General features: G+C 66.9%; 15 protein-coding genes. 3 read left to right on the plus strand and 12 right to left on the minus strand.

Annotated features, from left to right (window positions below; genetic code table 11):
* Positions 1–3 precede the first annotated feature (3 nt).
* The 10 genes from HPC46_RS19520 to HPC46_RS19565 all read right to left on the minus strand — a co-directional run bounded on the left by HPC46_RS19520 (position 4) and on the right by HPC46_RS19565 (position 10,697).
* A complete protein-coding gene (locus HPC46_RS19520; RefSeq protein ID WP_179472888.1) occupies positions 4–618 on the minus strand; it encodes an Rv1363c family protein in 615 nt (204 codons plus the stop codon).
* Complete coding sequence (locus tag HPC46_RS19525) at positions 581–1,831, minus strand: MlaD family protein (protein ID WP_179472891.1); 1,251 nt, start codon at positions 1,829–1,831, stop codon at positions 581–583. The genes HPC46_RS19520 and HPC46_RS19525 overlap by 38 nt, the downstream gene beginning before the upstream one ends.
* The gene (locus tag HPC46_RS19530) at positions 1,828–3,033 is read right to left on the minus strand and encodes an MlaD family protein (RefSeq protein WP_179472893.1); all 1,206 of its coding nucleotides are present in this window, start codon (positions 3,031–3,033) and stop codon (positions 1,828–1,830) included. Before HPC46_RS19530 ends, HPC46_RS19525 begins: the two co-directional genes overlap by 4 nt.
* Positions 3,030–4,145, minus strand: coding sequence for an MCE family protein (locus tag HPC46_RS19535; protein ID WP_407665529.1), 1,116 nt, complete (start codon positions 4,143–4,145; stop codon positions 3,030–3,032). Before HPC46_RS19535 ends, HPC46_RS19530 begins: the two co-directional genes overlap by 4 nt.
* A complete protein-coding gene (locus HPC46_RS19540) occupies positions 4,142–5,161 on the minus strand; it encodes an MCE family protein (RefSeq protein ID WP_179472895.1) in 1,020 nt (339 codons plus the stop codon). The genes HPC46_RS19535 and HPC46_RS19540 overlap by 4 nt, the downstream gene beginning before the upstream one ends.
* On the minus strand, positions 5,154–6,209 hold the full coding sequence (locus HPC46_RS19545; protein WP_179472897.1) for an MCE family protein: 1,056 nt from the start codon (positions 6,207–6,209) through the stop codon (positions 5,154–5,156). The genes HPC46_RS19540 and HPC46_RS19545 overlap by 8 nt, the downstream gene beginning before the upstream one ends.
* Positions 6,209–7,588, minus strand: coding sequence for an MlaD family protein (locus HPC46_RS19550; protein WP_179472899.1), 1,380 nt, complete (start codon positions 7,586–7,588; stop codon positions 6,209–6,211). The genes HPC46_RS19545 and HPC46_RS19550 overlap by 1 nt, the downstream gene beginning before the upstream one ends.
* Positions 7,589–8,443: an MlaE family ABC transporter permease gene (locus HPC46_RS19555; RefSeq protein WP_179472901.1), complete on the minus strand. Its 855-nt coding sequence runs from the start codon at positions 8,441–8,443 to the stop codon at positions 7,589–7,591.
* 1 nt (position 8,444) lies between these two features.
* Positions 8,445–9,287, minus strand: a complete 843-nt coding sequence (locus HPC46_RS19560; protein ID WP_179473036.1) for an MlaE family ABC transporter permease — start codon at positions 9,285–9,287, stop codon at positions 8,445–8,447.
* 276 nt (positions 9,288–9,563) lie between these two features.
* A complete protein-coding gene (locus HPC46_RS19565) occupies positions 9,564–10,697 on the minus strand; it encodes a fatty acid desaturase family protein (RefSeq protein WP_325096714.1) in 1,134 nt (377 codons plus the stop codon).
* 280 nt (positions 10,698–10,977) lie between these two features.
* Here HPC46_RS19565 and HPC46_RS19570 point away from each other — a divergent pair, with 280 nt between their 5' ends.
* Entirely contained in the window at positions 10,978–11,688 is a 711-nt protein-coding gene (locus HPC46_RS19570) for a GAF and ANTAR domain-containing protein (RefSeq protein WP_179472905.1), read from the plus strand.
* A 46-nt stretch (positions 11,689–11,734) separates the two neighbouring features.
* A complete protein-coding gene (locus HPC46_RS19575; protein WP_179473038.1) occupies positions 11,735–12,496 on the plus strand; it encodes a GAF and ANTAR domain-containing protein in 762 nt (253 codons plus the stop codon).
* 10 nt (positions 12,497–12,506) lie between these two features.
* Here HPC46_RS19575 and HPC46_RS19580 read toward each other — a convergent pair whose 3' ends face one another.
* Both HPC46_RS19580 and HPC46_RS19585 read right to left on the minus strand, forming a co-directional pair.
* Positions 12,507–13,319 carry a GAF and ANTAR domain-containing protein gene (locus HPC46_RS19580; protein ID WP_179472907.1) on the minus strand — a complete coding sequence of 271 codons (813 nt, stop codon included), beginning with the start codon at positions 13,317–13,319 and terminating at the stop codon, positions 12,507–12,509.
* Between the two features lie 38 nt (positions 13,320–13,357).
* Positions 13,358–14,992, minus strand: coding sequence for a fatty acyl-AMP ligase (locus HPC46_RS19585; RefSeq protein WP_179472909.1), 1,635 nt, complete (start codon positions 14,990–14,992; stop codon positions 13,358–13,360).
* 361 nt (positions 14,993–15,353) lie between these two features.
* Here HPC46_RS19585 and stpK7 point away from each other — a divergent pair, with 361 nt between their 5' ends.
* Positions 15,354–17,156 carry a serine/threonine protein kinase StpK7 gene (stpK7, locus tag HPC46_RS19590; protein ID WP_179472911.1) on the plus strand — a complete coding sequence of 601 codons (1,803 nt, stop codon included), beginning with the start codon at positions 15,354–15,356 and terminating at the stop codon, positions 17,154–17,156.
* The last annotated feature ends 5 nt before the right edge of the window (positions 17,157–17,161 follow it).

Genomic DNA, 17,161 nt, shown 5'->3' on the forward strand with positions numbered 1-17,161 from the left:
GCGTCAGGGAATCTGGACTTTGCTGGCCCGCCATGCCCCGTCGACCTTCTCCAGGGTCATCTTGATCCGGCTGCGGTCGATGCGAGGATCCGGGGTGGCCGTGTTGGACACCGTCTGGTCGACGAACAGCAGCACCACGACTTTGTCCGTGGATGCCGACTGCACCGCGGAGTCGATCACCACACCGTGTGCGGTCGCCTTGTTGTCCACCAGCAGCTGGCGCAGCTGCGCACTGGACTGCGAGTACATGTCCTTGAATTCGCCTGTCGCACCGTTGAGCACCTCGGCGAAATTCTGGTCGACGTTGTTGGAGTCGATGCTGGTCAGCACCTGCGCATACCGCACGGCGGCCTGCTGGGCATCGCGGGAAGCCGCGTCGAGCTGGCGCTGCTCCCACACCTGCCAGCCCAGAAAGCCGCACACCCCGACGAGCCCGACGATCAACGCCCACAACAGGGCACGGCGCACCAGCCGCGGCCACCGCCGCGGCGACGGCTCGTCGACGACCGCCTCTTCGACAGCTTCAACCTCGGCCTCGACATCAGGTTCATCGACATCGGTAACAGTCACCGCAATCTCCTTAACTCGGCGGTTCGATCGGCAGCACCGGGCCGCCATAGGGGGTCGGAATGGTGTAGCGGCCCTTGGGTGTTGGGTCCGTGGTGGCACCCAAGTCGGCGCCCGGCGGGGGACCGGCGGTGTCGTCGCCGGCCGGCCGCGGCGCGTTCTTGGCCCCGCGGATCAGCACCGCGGGATCGTCGTCGCGGCAGTACGTGTACAAGTACGGCTCGGGGTAGTCGGCCGACGACGCCGGGCGCCGTGGCGTGCCGTAGTCACACGCATAGCGCGGGTAGATGTCGGCGGTCGCCCACAGGCCGTGGTCGTGCATCACGGTGCCCCAGGCGTCGAGCAGTGACCCACGGTAGTCCGGGAACAGCGCGTTGAGCGCGGGCACCCGCACGTACAGCAGCTGCGATGCGGTGGCCATACTGGTCAACAGGCCCACCATCGTGTCGGAGTTGTCGGTGAACAGATTGTCGGTGGCCGACAGCGTCTGAGGCGTCTGGTCGACCAGCCGGCGATACCCGTCGAGCATCTTGTTCACCCCGGTGAACGTGCGGTCGAGGTTGCCGGTGGCCACCGTGATGCCTGCACTCTTGTCGGCTGCGGTCGTCAATACGATTCGGCTGGTCCGCAGGATGCTGGTGGTCTGCGGCAGAACCGAATCCAGCGTCGACAGCAGGAACGTGCCGCCGTCGATGATGTCGGCCAGTTTCTGCGGACCCTGATTGGTGAGGCTGAGCTCCTTCTTGATCAGCTCGAGCTTGGCCGGATCGACCTGTTTCAGCATCCCGTCGGCATTGGCGAGCAGCTCAGCCAAGCTGACCGGCACCGACGTCTTGTCCTGCGCGATCACACTGCCGTCGTGCAGGTACGGGCCGGCATCGGAATCCGGTGCGAATTCGATGTACTGCTCACCGGCCGGTGACAGTCCCGACACCCGCACCGGACTCGACGACGGGATCCGCGCATCGGAGCGCACAGTGGCCACCGCATTGACCCCGTCGGGTGTCACCGCCAGCGACTGCACCCGACCGATCGCCACCCCGCGCAGCGTGACGTCCTGATTGGGCAGCAGGCCACCGGATTCCGGCAACTGAATGGTCACCCGGTACGCCGAGTCGAACGGTGACACCCGCAGCGCCCCGACCATCACGTAGGCCGCGCCGACTACGAGCGTCATCACCAAACCCGCTGTCGACAGCCACAATCGGTGCCGATGCCCGAAGCCGACCACCCGCACCAGCAGACCGGCCGCCTTGTCGATCATGGCGGTGGCTCCGAGGATCCGGGCCCCGGCGGCGGGCCCGGCGGCGGAGCGACGACGACCTGGCCGGGATCGGTGGGGCTGGGCAGCACCGGCACCTGCGGAACGCCGGGACCGGATCCGACCACCCGCTGCTGCAACCGCCACAGCGTGTACTTGAATGTGCCGACCATCTGGGCCCAGTCGTAACGCTTGGGGCCGTGCAATCCAGGGTCGCCGAGGAAGCCGGCATCGGGCATCGACCCGAGTACCAGCCGGTCGATGCTGGCCCGCACCGAAAACGAGTTGCTGGCGGTCGCTTTGATGAGCGGCGGCATCAGCCGGTTCAGTGACCGCAGGTCGGCGTCGGGGGCCAGCACCAGATCGTTCCACGAGCGGGCGATGGTGTTGGCGTCGGCGATCACGCTGCGACCGCTGGTGTCGGTGCCCGCGATCGACGGGAACTTCTCCAGCTGCGTGCTGGTGTCACCGGCCTGTTGGACGACGTCGGCGACCGCGTCGGCGTTGGCGGCCAGCGTGTCGGTGGCCGGGCCCGCCGCGACCATCACCTCCGAGAGCGCCTGGTTCTTGGCGTCGAGTTCCTCGGCCAATCGCGAGGTTTCGGTCAACGCGTCGGAGATCTGGCCGGAGCGCGCCGTCAGCTTCGACAGGGTGCTGTTGGTCTTGGCGATGATGTCTCCGAAGGCCTGGCCCTGGTCTCCGGTCGCCTTGCCCATACCGTTGATGATGTTGGTGAAGTTGCGTACCGCGCCGCCGTTGACCATCACCGCCGCCGAGCTGAGCACCGACTCCACGGTGGCCGCCGCCGTGGTGTTGTCCAGGCCGATGGTGTCGCCGTCCTTCAACAACGGTGTCGCCGGCGATGCGTCCGGCGGCGGCTTGAGCGCGATGAACACATCGCCCAAGGGTGTGGCGGAACGCAATTCGGCTGTGCTGCCCTGCGGCAGCCGCACCCCGTCCATCACCCGGATCGTCGTGACCGCGGTGTAGTTGCGCGCCACCATGGTTTCCATCTGGCCTACATCGGCGCCGGCGAGCTTCACCTTCGCGTGGGCGGGCAGGTTCAACGCGTTGGAGAACACCGCGGTGAGCCGGTACCCGCCGCTGCCGACGGTCGGCGCGGGCAATGGCAGGCTGGACAACCCGTTGGACGAGCACGCCGTGGCCCCGACCGCGACGCACAGAACAGCCACCAAGCGTTTCATTTCTGCCCCATCGCAGCCATACCGTCGAGCACGTAGGTCAGCCCGAAGTCCGGTCCAAAGTCCTGCAATGTGCCTGTGCTACATCCGAGTTGGCGCAAGCCCATCAGGTTGCAGATCTCCTTGGTGTACTGACTGTCGAACAACACCCGGTCGGTGAGCACCCGGGCCCGGGCCGCGCCGTTGTTCTGGTCGACGACGTTGTACATGTTGTCCAGCGTCAGCGGCGCGACGTCGATGAACTCCTTGAGATCACGCTGACGTTCGACGAGCGTGTTGGCCGTCGTGTGGGCGTTGTTCACCACGGCTTTGATGTTGTCGCGGTTCTTCTCCAGGAAATCGCCGACCTGCGCGAGCAGGGTGTTCATCGTCTTGCCGGTGGTGCCGCTGCCGAAGTCCTCGTCGTAGACGATCTGGCTCAGCTGGCGCACCGTGGTACCGAAATCGCGCAGTGTCGCGTCGTTGTCGGCGGCGGCCTGCAACAGCGAGCTCAGGTTACGCACGATCGTGGTCAGCTGATCGCGGGTCTGTGCGCCCCCGTCGGCGGACAGCCGCAACGCATTCGACAGCTGGCCCAGCGCGTCCTTGATCTTCTGCCCGTTGCCGTCGGCGATCGCCGCACCCGAATTGACGACGTCGGCCACCGGGCCGTTGCCGGTGCCGTCACCCTTCAACGACACCGAGATCTTGTCCAGCACCCCGAGCACCCGGGCGAACTCGACGGGCGTCTTGGTCCGCGGCAGGCCGATGGTGTCGTGATCCTTCAGCGTCGGGCCGCCGCGGTAGGGCGGGGTGAGCTCGATCTGCCGGTCGGTCAGAATCGACGTCGAGATCGTCACCGCCTGCGCATCGGCCGGAATCAACACGTCGCGGTCGACGGTGAATTGGACTTCGACGTAGCCGCTCTTCGGCGTGATCGTGGTGACCTTGCCGACCGGCATCCCCAGCACCGCCACCGTGTTGTCGACATAAAGCCCGGCAGCACTGTCGAATTGGGCGGTCAGGGTGATGTGGTCGGTCGTCGACTTGAAGTACACCCACGCCACGGTGACCACTGACGCCACCACCACCGCGATGACGGTCAGGGCAGCCAGCAGCCTGGCCCGCGCGCTCACTTGCAGTCCTTGTAGTACGAGATCATGCCGAACTGCTTGGCCCGCCCGCTGATCGCGCACATCCACGAGTCGACGACGATACCGTTGGGCGTGTTGAAGTCGACGGCGTTGCCGGTACCGCTGGCGTTGGCGAAACCGCGCAGGGCCACCGGGCCGGCCTGCAGGGTGCTGCGCAGCAGATCGTCGTGCTGGGCCAGCAGATCGGAGAGCCGACGCAGATTGGTGATCGTCTGGTCCAGCTCGCCACGGTTGGCCACCACGGTGGTGCTCATCGTGTTGACCAGATTGGTGAGCGCCGCGATCATCGCGTGGAAGGTGGCGCTGCGCTCGACGAACCTGCCGATCAGCTCCTGGCCCTGATTGATCATCGCGGCGATGTTGGCGTGCTGACGCTCCAGGGTGCTGCTGATCATGTCGGTGCTTTTCAACAAGGCGCCCAGCTGGTCTCGCCGATCAGCGATGACCGTGGACAGGGTCTGGATGTTCTGCATGGCCTGCGGCACCACCGCGGGCAGGCCCTGCATCTGAGTGCCGAGGATGCCCAGCGACTTCGCGAACGCGTCGGTGTCCACCTGCTCGTAGGTGGTCGTCACGTCGGCCAGCGCGGCCTGCAGGTCGTAGGGCACCTCGGTGTGCGACAGATCGAAGGTGTTGTCGGGCAGGCTCCCACCGTCTTCGGGCTCCAACGCGAGATAGCGGGAGCCCAGGATGGTGGCGACCTTGATCACCGCCCGCGAGTCCTTGCCGAGCGAGACGTCGTTGCGCACTTCGAGGCCGGCTTCCACGTGGTCGCCGGCCAGCTTCATGCTGGTGACCTTGCCCACCTGGATGCCGCCGATGGTGACCGGGTTGCCCGCCTGCAGGGCCGCGGCCTGAAGGAACAACGCCGTGTAGTGCCGGTGACCGACGTTGGCGGCGTTGGCAATCAGCATCGCCCCGACGATGACGCTGACCACGGCCACGGCGATCAGACCCAGCCAGGTCTTGTTGTAACTCTCCAGCCGCCGCCTAGCCATTGGCCATGTTCCTGCATCGCGGGGTGTACATCGCTTTGTTCCCCGGTGTCGCGTGGTCGACGATGATCGGTGTCACGTCGTTCAATCCGGGGAAGAAACCGGTGCCGTTCAGACCGCACGCGTACGCGTTGGCGAAGGCGCCTTCGTTGGTGATCCGGGCCAGTCCCTTGAGCAGCAGCGGCAGGTTGGCGCCGGTGAACGCCAGCTGCGGTTCGATATCGACGAGATGTCCGGTGAAACCGGGCTGGCGAGTGACCATGTCGTTCAACTGCGGGTTCACCGAGTCGGAGATCGTCGACAGCTGGCGGATCACCCGGGCCAGCGAGCCCGTCGCATCGACCAGCTCGGGACGCCGCGCATTGAAGTCCGACACCACCTTGCTGGTCTGCGACAGCACCTGGTCGAGACTCTTGTTCTGCGCCGAGAGGCTGCCCGTCACGGTGTTCAGCTGCGTGATGACGTCGCCCAGCACCTGATCGCGGCCCGCGAATGTGTCGGTGAGGGTGGAGGTTTGGCTGACCAGCCGCAGGATCGACGCGTCGTCACCCTGCAATGACTGGATGACGCCCTTGGTGAGGTTGTCGGCGTCGCGGGGATTGAGCACGCTGAACAGCGGTTCGTAGCCGTTGAGCAGCGTGCCGACGTCGAACGACGGGTCCGTGCGGTCGACCGGAATCGTGGTGTGCGGCGCGAGCGGAGCCGGGTCGCCGGTCTTGCCCAGGCTCAGTCCGAGGTAGCGCTGGCCGACGATGTTCTGGTAGGTCACCGAGGCCACGGTGTTGCCGAACAGGCGCTGATCGTTCTGGACCACGAACGACACCTTCGCCAATTTGCCTGCCAGTTCGATCTTTTCGACCCGGCCAACCCGCACCCCGGCCATCCGGACGTCGTCACCCTCGCGCAGTCCGTAGACGTCGGTGAACATCGCGGCATAGGGGGTGGTGGGCCCGGCCACGTCGCGGCGCAGCGTGACATAGACCAGCCAGGTCAGCGTCACGGCCACGACCATGAACAGGGATAGCCCGATCAGCGGGGCACGAAATCTCATCAGGATCCTCCGGGCGCGGCCTCGGCGGGCAGCGGTGGCGGGAGTGCCGGCGGGGCCGGCGGCGGCGCGGCATCATCGGGATTGGCGGCAAGCGGCACCGGCGGAAAGGGCGGTGCCCACCACGGCGTCGGCGGATTCGGGTCCGTCAGGTTCGGGTTCGGGTTCACCAGCGGCGGTCCCACGGCGACCAGGTTGCCGTCGGGACCCACGACGGTGCCCGGTGTCGGGGCAAGATCCTTGGGTGGCTGGTAGTTCTGCGGCAGCAGCATCTCGGGAAGGTCGGGCCGCACCACGATTTCCGGTGCGGTGTAGCAGCTGTTACCCAAAAGCTGGCCGTAGCGGGGGCAGTCGGCCCGGGTGTAGTCGTAGCTCGGTGTCAGCGACAGATTGACCCGCATGTTGCCGGTGTCCAATTCGGGCATCCACACCTCGTCGAAGAACTTGCGGGACAACACGTTCAGTTTCGTGAACGCCGGAACGAACTTGCCCGCATTCATCGCGAGGCTGCCCAGCACCGGCGTCAGGTCGTGGGTGATCCCGGTCAACTGGTCGATGTGATTGCCGACGGCAGTATGCGTGGTGCCCAGCGTGTGCGCGCCACCGGTGACCAAAGTGGTCAGCGCCGAACGCTTTTCGGCGAGCACCTGCATCGGCTGCACCGCCTGGTGCAGCGCGTCGACCAGATCTGGTGCGGTGGCGGCCAATCCGTGGGTGGCGTCGATCAGCGCGGATACCGTCGACGGCCCGTCGTCGGTGCTGACGATCGAGTTCAGCTGGTCGAGCAGCCGGTTGAGCTGGGCACCGCCGGTGAGCAGCTTGCCGCGGCGGTTCTCGGTGGCGGCGTTGACCGCGGCCAGGATTCCCACGCTGCGGTCTTCGCGGCCGCGCCCGGTGGCGGCCAGCACGTCGCGCAGCTTGCTGATCGTGGTCTGGAACAACACCGTCGGCAGCGCGGTGTCCTCGGGGATGTGGTCGCCCGCGCGGATCGGCGGGCCCGCGCCGTCGGAGACCAGTTGCACCGAGGACACCGCGAACACGTTGGAGGGCACCACCCGTGCGGTGACCGACGCCGGGATGGAGCCGGCGTATTCGGGGTGCAAGTCGATGTGGACGTAGTTGGGATGGCCGTTGGCGGCGGGGATCACGTCGTCGACCGAACCGACCAGCACGCCGTGATACTTCACGTCGGACTTCTGCGGCAGCCCGTCGCCGACGTTGAGCAGGTCGGCGACCACCCGGACGTAGTTGGTGAGCCTGCCGTTGGACTTGAGCAACAGCAGCGTGGTGACCAGCGCGGCCACCAGCAGCACCGCCAGCCCGCAGAACAGCAGCTGGCGCTCGGTGGGGCCGCGCCCGTCGGTGTCAAAGGGATTCGCCATCTACCCGCCGAACCTCGCGCCCGCGTCGACACTCCACAGCGCCATCGTCATCAGCATGTTCACGACGATCGTCACCGTGATGGCCGCGCGCATGGCGTGCCCGGCGGCGATGCCGACACCCTCGGGACCGCCGCTGGCGTAGAAGCCGTAGTAGCACTGGATCGTCGAGGCGATCCACACGAAGATGACCGCCTTCAGCAGCGAGTACAGCACGTCGGTGCCCGACAGCATCAGCGTGAAGTAGTGCAGGTACGCACCGTTCGATCCGCCGCTGATGACCTCGACCACGAGCTGGGTGGTCAGGTAGCTCACCGCCAAACACAGGACGTAGAGCGGGATCACGGCGACGACCGAGGCCATCAGCCGGGTGGTGACCAGGTACGGGATGGGCCGGATCGCCAGCGAGTCGAGCGCGTCGATCTCCTCGGCGATCCGCATGGAGCCCAGTTGCGCGGTGAACCGGCAGCCGCCCTGCGTCGCGAACGCCAGCGATGCCGCGATCGGCGCGAGCTCGCGGGTGTTCACCAACGAGGAGATGATGCCGGTGGCCGGCCCCAGACCGAGCAGGTTCAAGAAGTTGTAGCCCTCGATGCCGACGATCGCGCCGACGGTGATGCCCAGGACCAGGGCGACACCCGCGGTGCCGCCGCCGACCACCAGCGAGCCATTGCCCCAGGCGATGTCGGAGAGCAGCCGGGCGAATTCAGTGCGGTAGTGGCGCAACACAATCGGCACCGCGGCCACCGCGCGGATGAAGAACACCAGCATGTGGCCGAGCCGGACGACCGGCATGATCAGCCGCCGCGAGAGCCGGGCCCACGGGATACGGAACGGGCTGTACGTCGACGCGGTCACGTCACAGCCCCACTCGCGGGAACAGCATGTTGTACAGCTGGCTGATGGCGACGTTGACGATCATCAGAATCAGGATCGATTCGACGACAGCGGCGTTCACCGAGTTGGCCACACCGGTCGGGCCGCCCTGGGTGGACAGGCCTTTCTGTGCCGACACGATCGCGACGATCGCGCCGAACACCACGGCCTTCAGCAGGGCCAGCACCATGTCGCCCGGGGTGGTGAACGAGGCGAAGGTGGCGACGAAGCTGCCGGGGGCGCCGTTCTGGAAGTACACGTTGAACAGGTAGCTGGCGAGGAAGCCGACGAAGCACACCACTCCGGTCAGCGCGACGCCGATCATGATCGCCGCGGCGAACCGGGGGACGACGAGGCGACGGATCACCGAGACCCCCATGACCTCCATGGCATCGATCTCTTCGCGCATGGTGCGCGAACCCAGGTCGGCGGTGATGGCCGAGCCGACGGCCGCGGCCATCAGGATCGCCGCGACCAGGGAGGCGGCCTGCCTGATCACGGCCAGGCCGCTGGCCGCACCGGCCAGCGAGGTGGCACCGACTTGGCCCGCGAGCAGGGCGAACTGTATCGACAGCGTCACGCCGACCGGCAGCGCCACCAGCACTGTCGGCACCACCGCGGTGCCGGCCATGAAGGCGCCCTGACGGACGAATTCCTGCAGCGGGAAGCGGCCGGTGACGAGGTCCAGGAACAAGTACTGCAGAGTTCTCACACCGAGAACGAACTGGTCGCCGACGGTTGCCAGCGACGCCAGTGGGTGTCGCTTCACATAACCGACAGTCCAGTTCTCGATGACTTCCGCACCGCCGGGCGAGTCGGCAGCCACCGGAGACGGTTCGCGGTCAGCGATCGTCACGGTTGCGCTCTGTCATCTGTGTCCCGCGCTGTCATCTTTGATCCAAATAGGCTGAACCCTATGTACTTTGGCGAGCAGCAGAGACGACGCTGGCGATGGAGCTTGCGCTAGCCCACCGTCGCGTTGAGTCCGAAGCTCGCGATGCCGACGTCCCCCTACCTGTCGTCACCGTAGGGCTCGTTTGCTCGCAGCGTCAAGAAATTGAAGAATATTCATTAACATAATCGCGCCTATGGTGCGCAGATGTTAACGAAGGATCCGGCCGTGACCCCTCGCATTGGCGTCATGAGCCGCCTCGGACGCCGGGCTCGCCACGCCATCGGGGAACGCCAGCCGCACGATCGTCCGCTGGGTCTGGAGGAACTGGCTCAGCAGCGGTCCCGTGGTGTACGGCAGCCCGTAGGTCTCGCACAGCGCTCGCACCCGCGGGGCGATGTCTGCGTAGCGGTTGCTCGGAAGATCGGGGAACAGGTGATGCTCGATCTGGTAGCACAGGTTTCCGCTCAGAAACGCCAGCACGCGCCCGGCCCGGAAATTGGCGCTGCCAAGCATCTGGCGCAGATACCACTCGCCCTTGCTTTCTCCCTTGACGGCATCGAGCGTGAAGGTCGCGACGCCGTCGGGAAAATGCCCACAGAAGATCACCATGTAAGCCCAGAGGTTGCGCACAACGTTGGCCGCGACATTCGCCGTCAACGCCCGCCGCCAGCGAGATCCGTTGAGGGCCGGGATGAGAACGTAGTCCTTGAGGACCTGGCGTTTGATCTTGGCCTTCAGTGCCCGCGTTTGGCCGTCGCGTTCCTCGGTGTCGGTCGCGCGTTCATGGTCGGAATGCAAACCGTGCAGGGCGATGCCCCACTCGAAGATGACGGCCAGCAGTGCGTTGCGGAACGGCTGCGCCAGGTTGCGGGGTCGCCACGGGACGTCGCGGGTGACCCGCATGATGCCGAAGCCGAGGTCGTCGTCGAGGTCCACAACGTTGGCGAACATATGATGTCGGTAGTTGTGCGAGTACCGCCATTGGGACGTGAGCCCGGCCATGTCCCATTCCCAACTCGACGAGTGGATCTCCGGATCGTTCATCCAATCCCATTGGCCGTGAACGACATTGTGGCTGATTTCCATGTTCTCGATGCTCTTGGCCACCGCCAGCGCCCCCACGCCCAGCGCCCAGGCGCCCCGCGACCGGCTGCCGAAGATCAGCAGGCGGGCGCCGGCATCCAAGGCCCGCTGGAACTTGATGGTTCGGCGAATGTAGGCGGCGTCGCGCGCACCACGGGAATTCTCGACCTCGGTGCGGATTGCATCGAGCGCGGCAGCGAGTGCGTCGACGTCGTGCTGGCTCAGATGCGCATAGTCGGCGACGTCTGTGATGGCGATGGGGAGTCCTCGAGGAAGCGACCGTTGCGCGGTTGAGCGACAACGGCGTTGGGAGGATGTGCCCGACCGTGAGCGGGTGCTCGCGGAGCCGCTGAACACCGACGCCGCTTCGGGCCGGCTGCAGGTGCCAGCAAGTCGAGCCTACCCGTCTGCCGCAGGTGCGGCAGTGCCAGCGGGCTTGGGCAAACCCGAGCACGACTGGTCCAACTAGGGAAGGGTGGAGGGATGGCTGCGGAACTGTTGCGCGCCGCACCAGCCTTGCACCCCTGGTCCGGTTAGTGTGACGATCCAGGACGAGCTCATTGCGGCCGTCGACGGCCAGCGTGGAGTGAAGGCCGCCGACCGGCTTTGTGAAGCCTGTGTGCTGCTGCTCGACATCGATGCAGCGGCGATCTCGCTTGTGTTCGACGGTGCGAACGCGGGAACGCTGGGCTCCAGCGGCGCTTCGGCTCGCACGTATGACGAATTGCAGTTCACCTACGGCGAAGGACCGTGCCTGGACGCGGTCACCCTGCGGGCCCCGGTGGTCGTGGTCGATCTCGCCCACCCCGGGGAAGCGCGCTGGCCCAGTTACGGACGGGCCATGCTGGAGCACCGGATCCGGGGCGTCTTCGCCATGCCGGTACTGGCCGCCGGCGAGTACATCGGCGCACTGGACCTGTTCCGGGCCGAGCCCGGTGATCTGGTGGGCGACCAGCTCGCGGGTGCGGCCGCCGCCGCCGAGCTGGCCGGTGTACCGGTGCTGGACTTGCTCGTCGGCGATCTGCAGGCGGCCGTCGACGACCCCACCAGCAATGCCTGGGCGGAGCTGGTGACGTTGAGCCGCGCCGAGGTCAGCCAGGCAACCGGAATGCTGGTCGCGCAATTGGACGTCGATCCGACCGAGGCGCTGGTGCGGCTGCGTGCCCATGCCTATGCCACCGGTCGCACCGCCACCGACGTCGCCCGCGACATCATCGACCGGCGGCTGAGGCTGGAGCCGGACCGATGAACGACGACAGATGCGCATGCACATCCAGGCCGGGAGGTAAGCCATGGTGAGCGACGACCTTCGCGAAACCCGCGTACTGAGCGCGGTGGTGTCACTGGTCGACAGCCTGCTCGACGACTTCGACGTCGTGGACCTGCTGACGGAACTGACCGAACGCTGTGCCGAACTGCTCGACATCGCGTCGGCCGGATTCCTGCTCGCCGATCCGCTGCACCGACTTCATCTGGTGGCGGCCACCTCGGAGCAGACGCGTGATATCGAGCTGTTCCAACTCCAGGCCGAGCAGGGTCCCTGCATCGAGTGCTACCGGACTGGCGAGCCGGTGGTGGTGGCCGACATCAGCACGCAGATCGACCGGTGGCCTCGGTTTGCCCCGGCCGCGACGGAAGCCGGCTTCGCGTCAGTGCACGCCGTGCCGATGCGGGCGGCGGGCGTCGTCCTCGGGGCGCTCAATCTGTTCGATACCCGGCCCGGTGGACTCGGCGAGGCGGATCGACTGGTCGCTCAGACCCTCGCCCACATCGCGTGTGTGGCGGTCTTGCAGGAACACCCGCCCACCCGCGCGACAGTGGTGTCGCCGCTGCGGTCGGCCCTCGTCGGTCGCGTCATCGTCGAGCAGGCCAAGGGGTTTGTCAGCGAGGTGCTCGGTGTGTCGATGGATGAGGCGTTCCGCTTGATCCGTGTTCACAGCAGGATGCGCGGCGAGCACCTGACCGATGTCGCGCGGCGGTTGATGAGGGACCGGTATACCCGGCCGGAGTTGGTCAGGGCACTGACGGAACTCGTCCACGGGCAGGGCCAGCAGTGAGTACGTCTCGTCACTGACGTGCCCGGGCCCGCCGGACCGCTTCGTCGACGAGCTGCTCGGCCACGTCAGCCAATTTGGTGTGCTCCCGCTGGCTGATGCGGGTGAGACGGTCGAAGGCCTCCTGTGCGGTGCCGCCCGAGCGGCTGCGGATGATGCCGATCGCCTGGTCGATCACCGCCCGGCTGCGCAACGCCTGCTGCAGTTGCGTCGTGCGCAGTCGGGTACTGGCCAACAGCTGAGCGTTGTACACCGATACCGCTGCGGGGCCGGCGAATTGGCTGCCGAGTTGGACGGCGTGCTCGGTGAACGCGTCTCGGTCGTGGGCATAGGAGTTGATCGCGCCGATGACGCGGCCACCGACGGTCAGCGGCAAGGCCAATACGGAGTGCACGCCCATGCGGGCCACCGACCCACCGAAATGCGGCCAGCGGCGGTCGCTGCCCAGTGAACCGCTGATTGCGGGCCGACCGGACCGAATACAGCTGATGCACGGCCCCTCGGCGACCTTCTCGTACTGCAGGGTGTCGATGGCTGCAATGAACTCTGCGGTCACCGACCGCGCCTGGATGCGTAGTTCGTCACCGGAGTCCGGGTGGTGGGGATGGATCAGGGTAACGCCGGCGCCGTCGGCGCCCGGTATCGCCTGAACCGCGAATTGTGCTACCTGGCCGAGCATTTCGTCGACGCTGGTGGCGTCCGCGATGATCCCTGCCAGGCCGCTGAGCCCGGCGTGCAGGTCCAGTTCGTCGGCCTGGAGTTGAGCCGCGGAGAGCTCTGGTTCCGGGGGCGGCTTGCGGTCGGGTTGCGCGTCGTAGTCGTCCATCACCTCGTCTCCTGCGCGATAAATCTACTCGCCATCGATCAGGTGACGAGTGCCAACGCGTGCGCGCGCCGCAGCTTGCCCGACGGGGTCTTCGGGATGATTCCCGGCGCGAGGACCACCACGTTGCGGGGCCTGGCGTTGACTTCCACCACGACCTCGTGGACCACTTCATGTTGGATGCGCCGCACCTCGTCGCGATCGTCGAAAGCCTTGGACTCCACGGCAACTGCGAAGGACTCGCGGGAATGCCCGGCGTCGAGTCGGACGGCGACCGCGCAGCCCGGCCGCACTCCGTCGACGCGGGTGGCGGCGCGTTCGATGTCGGTCGGATAGATGTTGCGCCCGGCCATGATGATGACGTCCTTGAGCCGGCCGCAGACGACGATCTCGTGCTTCTCGGTGAGGTAGCCCAAGTCGCCGGTGTCATACCAGCCCTGGTCGTCCTGTGCCGAGATGAACCCGGCGGCCGTGGTGTATCCGGGCGTGACGGGTTCGCCGCGGAGTTGGATCACGCCGACGCCGCGGGCGGGGAGCACGGCGCCGAATTCGTCGATGATGCGCGCTTCCAGCCCATCGAGCAGGCGACCGAGCGTCACCAGGCGTCGGACATTGCCTCGCGTCGCCGGGATGGCGCGCTGCAGGACGGCCAGCAGGTCGGCGTCGATCTCGTCGACGGTCATGCCCGCGCCGCAGGTGGAAAAGGATGCCGCAACGGTGGTCTCGGCCATCCCGTAGGCCGGCAGGATCGCCCCCGGTCGCAACCCGTGGGCGGCGCCGGCCGCACACAGATCCTCGACGTCGGCGGGATCGACCTGTTCGGCACCCGACAGTGCCCAGCGCAGCGACGACAGGTCGAAGTCGCCGGGCGATGCCAGGCTGCGCAGCCGTTTCGCCAAGAGGTTGTAGGCGAAGTTGGGCGCCGCCGTCATCGTCGCCTTGTACTTGTCAATCAGCTTGACCCACAACAAGTTATCGCGGAGGAAGTCCATGGGAGTGACCTTGACCAGCTCGACGCCGAAGTACATGGGTACGGTCAGGAACCCGGTCATGCCCATGTCGTGGAAGCAGGGCAACCAGCTGACGATCACGTCGGTCTCCACGTCGACCTTGGCGCCGATGAACATCGCCTCCGCATTGGCCACCACGTTGGCGTGGGTGATGTGGACCGCCTTGGGTGAGCCGGTCGACCCCGAGGTCAGTTGCATGAGGGCGAGGTCATCGCCGCAGGTGTCGACGGGGCGTACCGGTTTGGCCTGCAACAGTTCGCCTGCGATCACCACCGGCATCCCCCGCTCGGCGAGAAGTGGCGCCGCCGGCAGGAACGGCTCGCCGACGACGACGGCCTTGGCGTCGATCGTGTCGAGGACCGCGGCGGTCTCCTCCGCCCAACGCTGCAGGTCGGTGCGCGGCGTGGGCTGGTGCAGCATGGTGACACTCGCACCGCGAATCCAGATGCCCTGTGCGGTCGGTGCGATGTCCACGGGAAGTCCGGCGAGAACGGCAACCGCGTCACCGTGGCCGACGCCGGCCGCCGCCAGGCCACCGGCAATCCGGCAGGCGCGCGCGTGCACCTCGGCCCAGGTATGCCGCACCGGAGCGCCGGGCTCACCGGTGGTCATACCGTTCATGCTCCACCGGGCGTTTCGGAACATCGTCTCGGTGAATTGGCTCACGGAGCTCTTCCTTCTGCAGGCCGCGTGAGGGCATGACCTGCGATGTTGTGGCCGCAGGCGGGTTGCCGCGGGTGCCGTCGGACAGAAGCGCTTGTCGGCCACGCGCCCAGGATGGGCGCCGAGAATGCAGGTCGGCTTACGTCGGGCCGGGTGGCCATGCAGCGGGGAGTTCAGATCGCCGCCGTGACGTTTCCGAGAAGCTGGTGGGTCAGCCGCATTGACCGTACCGCGCCGCGGTGCGTGAGGTTGAAGGCACGCAGGCCATAACCCGACCAGTGTTTTCCTGCCGCTGACGGCGGTGCTTCTGGCAAAGGTGATGTAGCTTCAATCGACGGTCAGCCGCCTTGCCGAGGAGTGGATGGTGGATGCGACACCATTTGGGCACTATCAGCTGCAGGAGCTGATAGGTCGCGGTGGCATGGGTGAGGTCTACCGGGCCTACGACACCAAGACAGATCGCGTGGTCGCGCTCAAGGTTCTCCCGCACCGGTTGGCCGAGGACAACGTCTTCCAGCAACGTTTCAGGCGGGAAGCGCAAGCGGTCGCCGCCCTCAACGAGCCGCACGTCGTCCCGATCCACGGTTTCGGTGAGATCGACGGCCGGTTGTACCTGGATATGCGCCTGATCGACGGCCGCACCCTGGACGCGATCCTCAACGAGAGCCGCAAGCCCCTGCTGCCGCCGCGCGCCGTCGACATCGTCGAGCAGGTCGCCGCCGCGCTGGACGCCGCCCACGCGGCCGGCCTGATCCACCGCGACGTCAAGCCGTCCAACATCCTGATCACCGCCCGCGACTTCGCCTACCTGATCGACTTCGGCCTGGCCCGCACCGCGAGCGAGGCGGGGTTGACGACGGCCGGCAGCACGCTGGGGACACTGGCCTATATGGCCCCGGAGCGGTTCAGCGGCGGCCAGGCCGACCTGCGCTCGGACGTGTATGCGCTGACGTGCGTGCTCTACGAATGCCTCACCGGGTCCCGGCCTTACCCCAACGACAGCCTGGAACAGCAGATCGCCGGGCACATGACCACGCCGGCTCCGCGCCCGTCGGACAAGGATCCGCGGCTGGCCGCGTTCGACGACGTCATCGCCAGGGGCATGGCCAAGAAACCGGCCGACCGCTACCGCAGCGCCGGCGACCTGGCTGCCGCGGCTCGCGCGGCGCTGACCACCCGGGTGCGCAAGGTCGGGAGTTCCGGGCGCCACGCGCTGGCCGCAACCCCGACGTCACACCGGCGGCGCACCGTGCTCGCCGTGGGTGCCGCGGTCCTGCTGGTGGCCGGCGCGGGCATCGGGGTGTGGCAGTGGCGGGAATCGGACACCCGCTCCAGCGGTGCGACCAGTTTGGCGGGCACCGCGTCCAGCTCGAACCCCACACCCCAGGCGCTGGGTGCCGTGCCGGAGATCGCGGCGACCGTGCCGGAGAAGATCCGCGACTCCGGCCGGCTGATCGTCGGCGTCAACATCCCTTATGCGCCAAACGAATTCATCGACGCTGACGGCAAGATCGTCGGTTTCGACGTGGACCTGATGAATGCGGTGGCCCGCACCCTCGGCCTGACGCCGGACTACCGGCAGACCGCGTTCGAGGCGATCATCCCGTCGGTGCGCGCGGGCGACTTCCATGTCGGCATGTCGTCGTTCACCGACACCAAAGAGCGCGAACAGGCGGCCGACTTCGTCACCTACTTCCAGGCCGGCACGTTGTGGGCGCAGCGTCCCGGCGTGGCGGTGGACCCCGACGACGCCTGCGGGTTGAGAGTCGGTGTGGCATACCCGTCGTTGCAGGAGTCCGAGGAATTGCCCGCCAAGAGCGACGCCTGCATGGCAGCCGGTAAGCCGGCGATCAAGAAGGTGATCTACACCCGCCAGGACGATCTCAACACCGCGCTGATCGCGGGTGAGGTCGATGCGATGGCGGCCGACTCGCCCGTCACCGGGTTCGCGATCAAGACCAGCGGCGGGCAGCTCGAGGCCGCGGGCGCGGTGTCCGACCCCGCGCCGTACGGCTGGCCGGTGGCCAAGGATTCCGGCCTGGCGCGGTCGCTGCAGCTGGCACTGGAGCATCTGATGCAGACAGGGGAGTACCGCACCATCGCCACGATATGGGGTGTGGAGAAGGGCATGATCGACAAGCCTGCGATCAACGGGGCTGTGCGCTAAGGGAT

The organism is Mycolicibacterium vinylchloridicum, assembly GCF_013404075.1.
Lineage (GTDB): Bacteria > Actinomycetota > Actinomycetes > Mycobacteriales > Mycobacteriaceae > Mycobacterium > Mycobacterium vinylchloridicum.

Coding starts and splice junctions, on each gene's coding strand:
- HPC46_RS19545 (WP_179472897.1), bottom strand. CDS start 6,209: ATGAGATTTCGTGCCCCGCTGATCGGGCTATCCCTGTTCATGGTCGTG.
- HPC46_RS19530 (WP_179472893.1), bottom strand. CDS start 3,033: ATGAAACGCTTGGTGGCTGTTCTGTGCGTCGCGGTCGGGGCCACGGCG.
- HPC46_RS19550 (WP_179472899.1), bottom strand. CDS start 7,588: ATGGCGAATCCCTTTGACACCGACGGGCGCGGCCCCACCGAGCGCCAG.
- HPC46_RS19580 (WP_179472907.1), bottom strand. CDS start 13,319: ATGGACGACTACGACGCGCAACCCGACCGCAAGCCGCCCCCGGAACCA.
- HPC46_RS19540 (WP_179472895.1), bottom strand. CDS start 5,161: ATGGCTAGGCGGCGGCTGGAGAGTTACAACAAGACCTGGCTGGGTCTG.
- HPC46_RS19525 (WP_179472891.1), bottom strand. CDS start 1,831: ATGATCGACAAGGCGGCCGGTCTGCTGGTGCGGGTGGTCGGCTTCGGG.
- HPC46_RS19520 (WP_179472888.1), bottom strand. CDS start 618: ATGGCGGCCCGGTGCTGCCGATCGAACCGCCGAGTTAAGGAGATTGCG.